Annotated in this window: 12 protein-coding genes; 9 read left to right on the forward strand and 3 right to left on the reverse strand. The window is 58.5% G+C overall.

Annotation, left to right across the window (positions count from 1 at the left end; genetic code table 11):
* The first annotated feature begins 108 nt into the window (after positions 1–108).
* The 5 genes from PQQ51_RS06205 to PQQ51_RS06225 all read left to right on the forward strand — a co-directional run bounded on the left by PQQ51_RS06205 (position 109) and on the right by PQQ51_RS06225 (position 2,128).
* Positions 109–636 (forward strand): lysozyme, encoded by a 528-nt coding sequence (locus PQQ51_RS06205; protein WP_408495681.1) that lies wholly within the window; start codon positions 109–111, stop codon positions 634–636.
* 35 nt (positions 637–671) lie between these two features.
* Positions 672–1,037, forward strand: a complete 366-nt coding sequence (locus PQQ51_RS06210; protein ID WP_408495683.1) for a hypothetical protein — start codon at positions 672–674, stop codon at positions 1,035–1,037.
* Positions 1,038–1,090: 53 nt separating this feature from the next.
* Positions 1,091–1,432, forward strand: a complete 342-nt coding sequence (locus PQQ51_RS06215; protein ID WP_342961166.1) for a phage holin family protein — start codon at positions 1,091–1,093, stop codon at positions 1,430–1,432.
* Positions 1,429–1,851, forward strand: a complete 423-nt coding sequence (locus PQQ51_RS06220; RefSeq protein ID WP_408495685.1) for a hypothetical protein — start codon at positions 1,429–1,431, stop codon at positions 1,849–1,851. The genes PQQ51_RS06215 and PQQ51_RS06220 overlap by 4 nt, the downstream gene beginning before the upstream one ends.
* Before the next feature lie 97 nt (positions 1,852–1,948).
* Positions 1,949–2,128: a hypothetical protein gene (locus tag PQQ51_RS06225; protein WP_408495687.1), complete on the forward strand. Its 180-nt coding sequence runs from the start codon at positions 1,949–1,951 to the stop codon at positions 2,126–2,128.
* Positions 2,129–2,167: 39 nt separating this feature from the next.
* Here PQQ51_RS06225 and PQQ51_RS06230 read toward each other — a convergent pair whose 3' ends face one another.
* Entirely contained in the window at positions 2,168–2,539 is a 372-nt protein-coding gene (locus PQQ51_RS06230; protein WP_408495689.1) for a hypothetical protein, read from the reverse strand.
* 251 nt (positions 2,540–2,790) lie between these two features.
* On the opposite strand from PQQ51_RS06230, the gene PQQ51_RS06235 reads away from it, so the two are divergent.
* The 4 genes from PQQ51_RS06235 to PQQ51_RS06250 all read left to right on the forward strand — a co-directional run bounded on the left by PQQ51_RS06235 (position 2,791) and on the right by PQQ51_RS06250 (position 5,340).
* Complete coding sequence (locus PQQ51_RS06235; protein ID WP_408495691.1) at positions 2,791–3,582, forward strand: DNA adenine methylase; 792 nt, start codon at positions 2,791–2,793, stop codon at positions 3,580–3,582.
* Between the two features lie 263 nt (positions 3,583–3,845).
* Positions 3,846–4,088, forward strand: coding sequence for a type II toxin-antitoxin system prevent-host-death family antitoxin (locus PQQ51_RS06240; RefSeq protein ID WP_007175740.1), 243 nt, complete (start codon positions 3,846–3,848; stop codon positions 4,086–4,088).
* The gene (locus PQQ51_RS06245) at positions 4,075–4,365 is read left to right on the forward strand and encodes a type II toxin-antitoxin system RelE family toxin (protein WP_408495692.1); all 291 of its coding nucleotides are present in this window, start codon (positions 4,075–4,077) and stop codon (positions 4,363–4,365) included. Before PQQ51_RS06240 ends, PQQ51_RS06245 begins: the two co-directional genes overlap by 14 nt.
* A gap of 300 nt (positions 4,366–4,665) precedes the next feature.
* Complete coding sequence (locus PQQ51_RS06250) at positions 4,666–5,340, forward strand: hypothetical protein (RefSeq protein ID WP_408495694.1); 675 nt, start codon at positions 4,666–4,668, stop codon at positions 5,338–5,340.
* Between the two features lie 5 nt (positions 5,341–5,345).
* On the opposite strand, the gene PQQ51_RS06255 is transcribed toward PQQ51_RS06250, so the two are convergent.
* Together PQQ51_RS06255 and PQQ51_RS06260 are read right to left on the reverse strand one after the other, a co-directional pair.
* On the reverse strand, positions 5,346–6,137 hold the full coding sequence (locus PQQ51_RS06255) for a hypothetical protein (protein WP_408495696.1): 792 nt from the start codon (positions 6,135–6,137) through the stop codon (positions 5,346–5,348).
* Positions 6,138–6,245: 108 nt separating this feature from the next.
* The coding region (locus PQQ51_RS06260) for a hypothetical protein (protein WP_408495698.1) at positions 6,246–6,431 on the reverse strand (186 nt) is incomplete at its 5' end.

The raw sequence follows: 6,431 nt of genomic DNA on the forward strand, positions 1-6,431 counted from the left end.
GGACCGCCGCAGGGCGGTTTTTCTTCGGCCGCTCCGATCGCATATCGGTGCGGCCTTTTTTATTGGGGGCATCGTTTGAACGAGAACCTTAAATATTCCGATCAGGGCATGTCACTCACGGAGAACGCGGAGACGCTGGTGCTGTTCGCGTATCCGGATCCGGCGTCGCCACTCGCGAAGACGCTGCAGGCTCGCGGGCTCTGGCAGAAAACGCTGCAGGGTGCGTCGATCCCCGGCGATCTGCTCACCCTGAACGGTGCGCCGTGGACCGGTGGATGGGGGCACACCGGGCCGGACGTCCATTACGGCATGGTCATCACGCGTGAGCTGGCTGTCGACTGGTTGCGTGCGGACGTGCGTGGTGCCGAAGCGATCGTCAAGCGTGACGTCAAAGTTGCTTTGAACCAGGAAGAGTACGACGCGCTCGTCGACCTGGTGTTCAACATCGGCAGCGGCAACTTCGAGACCTCAACGCTGTTGCGCAAGCTCAACGCTGGCGACACCGATGGCGTCATTGCCGAATTCGCCCGCTGGAACAAGGCAGGCGGCGTCGTGCTGGCGGGACTGGTCAAACGGCGCGAGGCGGAACGCGTGCTGTTCCAGCTCGGCGCGAATCACGCGAGGCTCGTCGCATGAAAAACGATGCTCTCGCCCGGCTCATCTACGCATACATGGCGATCTACATCGCGGTGTCGGCATTCGCCGCGCCGTGCTCGGCAACGTCGGTGATGCTCTCGCGCGATGGATTCTGGGGCTATGTCGTCATGGCCGGGACGGCAGCACTTGCCCTTGTCGTTGCGGTCGACGCGGCGATCAATGACTGGCTGCCGGACCGATACGTATTTCCTTGGGCGCAGACCCGTCGGCACTGGCTCTATGTGACCACGGCAGCCTGCTACGTGACGCCCATATTCGCGGCAAGCGCGTATTTCATCAACGCGGCGCAGGTGGTTTTTTACGTGGGCATGGCGCTGTTCGGGCTGCTGCTCGGTTATCGGGAAACGCAGGCAAAACGGGGGGTAACGTGCGCCGATTGATTCAATGGGGATGGGGAGGGTGCGCTTTGCTGTGGGCGGCAGCGGCGTACGCAATGGTTCGACAGACGGAGACCGCGCTCGCCGACGGGCTGGCAGGTATTCCTGCCGCGTCGCTGGTGCTGGCTGTGTTTCTTGCGTTGATCGGCGGCACGGCCAGCACATTCCAGCGTTTCGCATCGAGCGATCCGCCAGCACGGTCGGCGGCGATCGAGATCGGCAGCGTGATCACGGCATCGATCGTCGCCGGGTTATCCGCGTTCTTTTTCTGCGAGTGGCGGGGGTGGCCGGCGCCACTGACCGCGCTCGCGATCACGTTGGCGAGCTGGGGCGGCAAACGCGTGCTGGATCAGGCGGTCGATGCCGGGCTTCGTCGAATCCAGGGGGAAAGGCAATGACAGAAATCACCAGTCGTATCGCGACCGTGGTCGCGGGCCTTGTCGCCGTCGTGCTTGCGATCGCGTGCACCGTGCAGTTCTTCGAGCTGCGCAGTGTCCGGTCGGACTACGCATCGGCGCAGCAGAAGGCGCAGGCGGACGATCAGTCGATCGGTACGCTACGTTCGCAGCTCGCGACGTCGCAGGCGGATCTCGCTGCGGCGGCCTCGGGCGCGCGAGCGTGCTCAGCCTCGGTGGCGCAAGCCGCGTCTGAGGCGAGCGCAGTCAGGGCCGCAGCAACCGCCGAGCAGGCGAAGGCAGCAACGCAGACGCAGGCGTACCAGCAGCAGATCGACGCGCTTTCCAGGCGTATTCAGGATCCATCCAACCAGTCGGAGACATGCGATGCGGCACTCGATCGTTTGCGTAGCGCTTTGTAGCGCGCTGCTTGTTATTCCCGGTTGTGGCTCGGCACCGCCCGCGCCGATCTCACCTGTCGTCCACACGGAGACGATCGAGGCGAAGGTGCAGGTGCCGGTGTCGTGTATTGACTCTGTGCCGCCGTCGCCAGCGTTTCTACCGGATGCGGAATTGCTGGCGGCGCCGGGCGGTTCGGCGGTCGACCGCATCTGGCGGGACCACTTGCAGCGGCAGAAGTGGGAAGCGGAGTTGACCGGCCTGCTTGCCGCCTGCGTATCTCATGCGGTGGTGCAGTAGAAGCCGGTTAGCAAATAGGGATAGGTCGACGTGAGCAGATCATCCCTTCTGCTCACGTCGACGGCGGGCGTCAGCCTCGAATTTGACGGCGTCCGGATTGCGGGCGTATTCCCGGACATTCTTGGGCACGGCACCGTGTCTTGGTGTGTCGTCAACGTCGCCGATACGCAGGACTTCCTGGGCGAGTCGTATCCGGAGCTCCATGATCGGCGATTCGCGCGCAATAAGGCTCCGGTCTACCTCTCTTGCAAGCCTGACGGCCGCGTCTGCTTCGCCGCGCAGACGGAGCAACACCAGACGCAGATATTGCACTTCCAGGATCAGTCGCTGGACATCGCCTTCTCCTCGATGGTCGGACCACCAGTTGCGCAATTCCGCGAGGGTAGGAGGTTTGAATTCGGGGAGTATCACGCTGAGCCTCTTGGATACTGTGTAAACATACAGTATTTTTTGAGCGCGGAATGTGACCCTCAAATTTGCTGCCGATGGGCGGCAAAGTAACTTTTCGTCCGCTGCGGCGGAGAAGACAGGGCGACTGGGAGCATGTTTGCGCATGATCCCAGCCGCCTTTCCACTGCATGAGCCAGTGAATTAGCCAAGGCCCTGACACCTACCGGTAGGCGGGGCGAATTCTAACAAATTCCCAACAAGGCAATCCACATATGGCAACTCCCATCGTTCCGTGGATCGGCGGCAAGCGTCGGCTGGCCGATCACCTGATCCCGCGTTTTCCGAAGCACGAGTGTTACGTCGAAGTCTTCGCGGGCGGAGCGGCGCTGTACTTTCTCCGGCCGCCGGCAGCGGTCGAAGTCATCAACGATATCAACGGCGATCTCATTAATCTGTACCGCGTCGTGCAGCACCACCTCGAGGAGTTCGTGCGTCAGTTCAAATGGGCGCTCACGAGCCGACAGGTGTTCAAATGGCTGCAGGAGACGGTCCCGGAAACCCTCACCGATATCCAGCGAGCGGCACGGTTCTATTATCTGCAGCACAACTGTTTCGGCGCCAAGGTGGAGGGGCAGTCGTTCGGGACGGCAACCACGACCCCGCCCGGTCTAAACCTGCTGAGGCTCGAGGAAACGCTGTCGGCCGCGCACCTTCGGCTTTCCAGCACGTTCGTCGAGCACCTGGACTGGAAGACGTGCGTGGACCGATACGATCGGCCCCACACGCTGTTTTATCTGGATCCGCCGTACTGGGAGACGGAAGGCTACGGCGTCCCGTTTCCTTATGAAGAGTACGTCGCCATGGCTGCCCGACTGCGCACTTTGAAGGGCAAGGCGATCATTAGCCTGAACGATCACCCAGCGATCCGTCAGGCCTTTGATGGCTTCCACATGGAGACGGTGGACATCAAGTACACCGTGGGCGGAGGGGGCCGGGAGGCCACGCGGAAGGAAGTGATTATTTTCAGTTGGGACGATGCTGCGCAGCCGGCTGGGCTGTTTTGAGATTTTGAAGGCCGGTTGACATGACCTAATAAATGACCTATTGTTAGGTCTGTTATTTGGCCTTTCCAATCGCCGAGGTGGCGATATTCGCGAGGCACGTTGCTCCTAGATCGATGAGAACTGACCGCACCGAAACACACGATACCTGACACACGATACCTGATACACGATACCTGATACACGATACCTGATACACGATACCTGATACACGATACCTGATACACGATACCGAAACATACGATCGCAGCACAGAGAGGTACCAGATGGAAAGCATCCTTGCCCGCACATCGATCGGCATCAGCGAGCTCAAGGTCAATCCGACCGCAGCAATCGAGCAAGCCGATGGACCGGTCGCGGTGCTCAACAGAAACAAGCCGGTCGCGTACCTGATCCCGGCCTTGGAATGGGAAGCGATTTGCGACAGACTTGAAGATATCGAGCTGGCGGAGATCGTCAGGGCGCGCAGCGGCGAAACGGCCGTGAGCGTGAAACTTGAAGACCTATAATCTGCAGTTTTTAACGTCCGCCCGAAAGGAGTGGGACAGCCTCGACAACACAGTGCGCCAGCAGTTCAAGCGCAAGCTGGCGGAACGACTTGAAAATCCGCGCGTCGAGTCGGCACGTTTAAGTACGATGCCGGATTGCTACAAGATCAAGCTTGCCGCACTTGGTTATCGACTCGTATATCAGGTGGTTGATAGCACCATCAAGGTAACAGTGGTGTCGGTCGGGAAGCGCGAGCGAAGTGCCGTGTACGCTGCGGCGATAGCTCGATTGAAATGAAAAGGGCCCGCTTCGGCGGGCTCTTTTTTGTTGCTACAGAGCGAGAGTAGCGTCTAAGCGGGTGGCCTGCCAGTTTAGCGACAGCCATTCGCATGCTGGGGGGCTTGGAATATGGAAATAATTCTCGGAAAACCGGCGCGCGAAGAGAGGACGTACGCTCCCGTCGGGCAATGTATCTACTGCGGTGCGAAAGAATGGTCTGAGCAACGCTTACGCAAGTTAGGTGACGAACACATAGTGCCTGAGGGCCTAGGCGGCCGGATCATCCTTCCGGAGGCAAGTTGCCAACGGTGCGAGGAGGTGACAAGTAACTTTGAGCTGGAATGGTTGCGCGGCGCTTACTACACCGTGCGAGTTCAAAAGGGGCTGGGAAAGAAGAAGAAGCGGGCTCCGAGATTTGTCAACTTGCAGGTGAAAAAGAACGGCAAAACGATCTGGCAGCCCGTTCCTATCGAACAGTACCCTGCGATGGCTGTAACTTTGCTGTTTGATACTCCGGAGATTTTGTCCGACTGCGCGCCAGTGGAAAAGCAACTTAGTGGAGGGATAGCTATCGGGACCTTGCCATCCTTTGGGCAACTGTTGCAACCCTATTGGCCGGAAAATGAAGTGTCGTGGGTGCCTCCCCGTAATTCCGCAACGAGCGAGCACTTGGGGCGTATGTTGGCAAAGATCGCGCATTCCTATGCGGTAGCAGAGCTTGGTGTTGACGGATTCGAACCGTTCCTCAAGGATATTGTCTTGGGTACGGATACTCGCTCTCTAGGTCATTATGTGGGCGGCACACGAGATATACCGCAAGCAATCGACGAGGTGTATGACGTGAAGCTGACTATCGTCAAGTCGACCGCGCAGCGAGAATATTTGATGGTCACAATCCGACTGCTGGCCGACGTGCAAGGCATGCCGGAATATCGGATTGTAGTTGGCGAGCCTAACAGCAGCGTCTTGGCACAGGAAACAAAGCAACTTTGAACGTCTCAGTTCGACCCTGATCCTGAAACGCGAAAGGGGTTAAAAGCGTCGGGGTCGCTTTGCCCGTCAGCAGGTGGATCAAACAACATGGGCTCTCTTGTGAAGTCGAAATCGAACGTGCGCGTGACCACGCGCATATCCGTCGCGCTAACACTGATCTTGACTTTTCCATACCCCCATTGCGCAGAGGCGCCGGCGAGCATTCCCGGCTGGATCGCCGGGTACGCCCAGACGAAGACCGTGACAAATCGCTCGTCACCGGGGTGAAGGTCCGCGTTTTGTTCCTTCGTCATCTCAAACTGCCCCGCAGAAGGGCTATTCCTCAATTCCCCAGTCAGTTCGCTCACCACTTGGACGTCTCGGAGTGTACGTCCCCCGCTATTTCGGATCGCAACGGAGTACCGATAGTAGTTGTGACTGACCGTATTGTCGGATTTCATAACAGCTTCAATTGACCAAAAGCGGCGCTGGCGATTGGTGGCGTCGAAGATGATTTCGATAGGCGACGGAGCTTCGTAAATTGACAGACGTGTTTTGTCTTTGGCCGACGATCGGTACGAGGCCTCGTACACCCATACAAGCAGCAGAGCGAGCGTAATAGTTGCCCATATCGGTAATGGCCAATGGGGAACGAGGCTGATCAGCTTCCAGCGACTCTCATCGGTCGGTCGCCAAAACTCGTCGCGGACGAATGAAAACGTGGTCAATCCGAACCAGCCCAGCCCTACCCATTTTCCCCATAACCCCTCGGCCCAAAGCGATTTCAGGTGGTCCTTCCGGGTCTGTTCGATCGTCATGGCGGGTCCGTATGAGCGCGTCTATGGAAAAGTATATAAGGGTTGGACCGCTACCTTGCTTTGGCGCGTTCTGAGAGGGCCAGTTTCGTGCGCTACAGATCTGCTGTGCTATTGAGACGCGGTGTAGTTGCTGGGTATCGTTCGATCACGCCGGATCGCACCGATGTACTGGTTTCTGTCATTGTCCAAGTAAAAGTCGATTTGGCTATGCAATCGCAGTACAAGGTCTGCCGACTGCTCGCCAGTGATGGTGCACTCAATCTCTGACAATTTTCGAGCACTTTTGCCGACGAC

This window comes from Paraburkholderia xenovorans, assembly GCF_046030735.1.
GTDB lineage: Bacteria > Pseudomonadota > Gammaproteobacteria > Burkholderiales > Burkholderiaceae > Paraburkholderia > Paraburkholderia xenovorans_A.

What these genes read in the sequence shown, in the direction of transcription:
- PQQ51_RS06205 (WP_408495681.1), top strand. Translation starts at nt 109, where the DNA reads ATGTCACTCACGGAGAACGCGGAGACGCTGGTGCTGTTCGCGTATCCG.
- PQQ51_RS06210 (WP_408495683.1), top strand. Translation starts at nt 672, where the DNA reads ATGGCGATCTACATCGCGGTGTCGGCATTCGCCGCGCCGTGCTCGGCA.
- PQQ51_RS06215 (WP_342961166.1), top strand. Translation starts at nt 1,091, where the DNA reads ATGGTTCGACAGACGGAGACCGCGCTCGCCGACGGGCTGGCAGGTATT.
- PQQ51_RS06220 (WP_408495685.1), top strand. Translation starts at nt 1,429, where the DNA reads ATGACAGAAATCACCAGTCGTATCGCGACCGTGGTCGCGGGCCTTGTC.
- PQQ51_RS06235 (WP_408495691.1), top strand. Translation starts at nt 2,791, where the DNA reads ATGGCAACTCCCATCGTTCCGTGGATCGGCGGCAAGCGTCGGCTGGCC.
- PQQ51_RS06240 (WP_007175740.1), top strand. Translation starts at nt 3,846, where the DNA reads ATGGAAAGCATCCTTGCCCGCACATCGATCGGCATCAGCGAGCTCAAG.
- PQQ51_RS06255 (WP_408495696.1), bottom strand. Translation starts at nt 6,137, where the DNA reads ATGACGATCGAACAGACCCGGAAGGACCACCTGAAATCGCTTTGGGCC.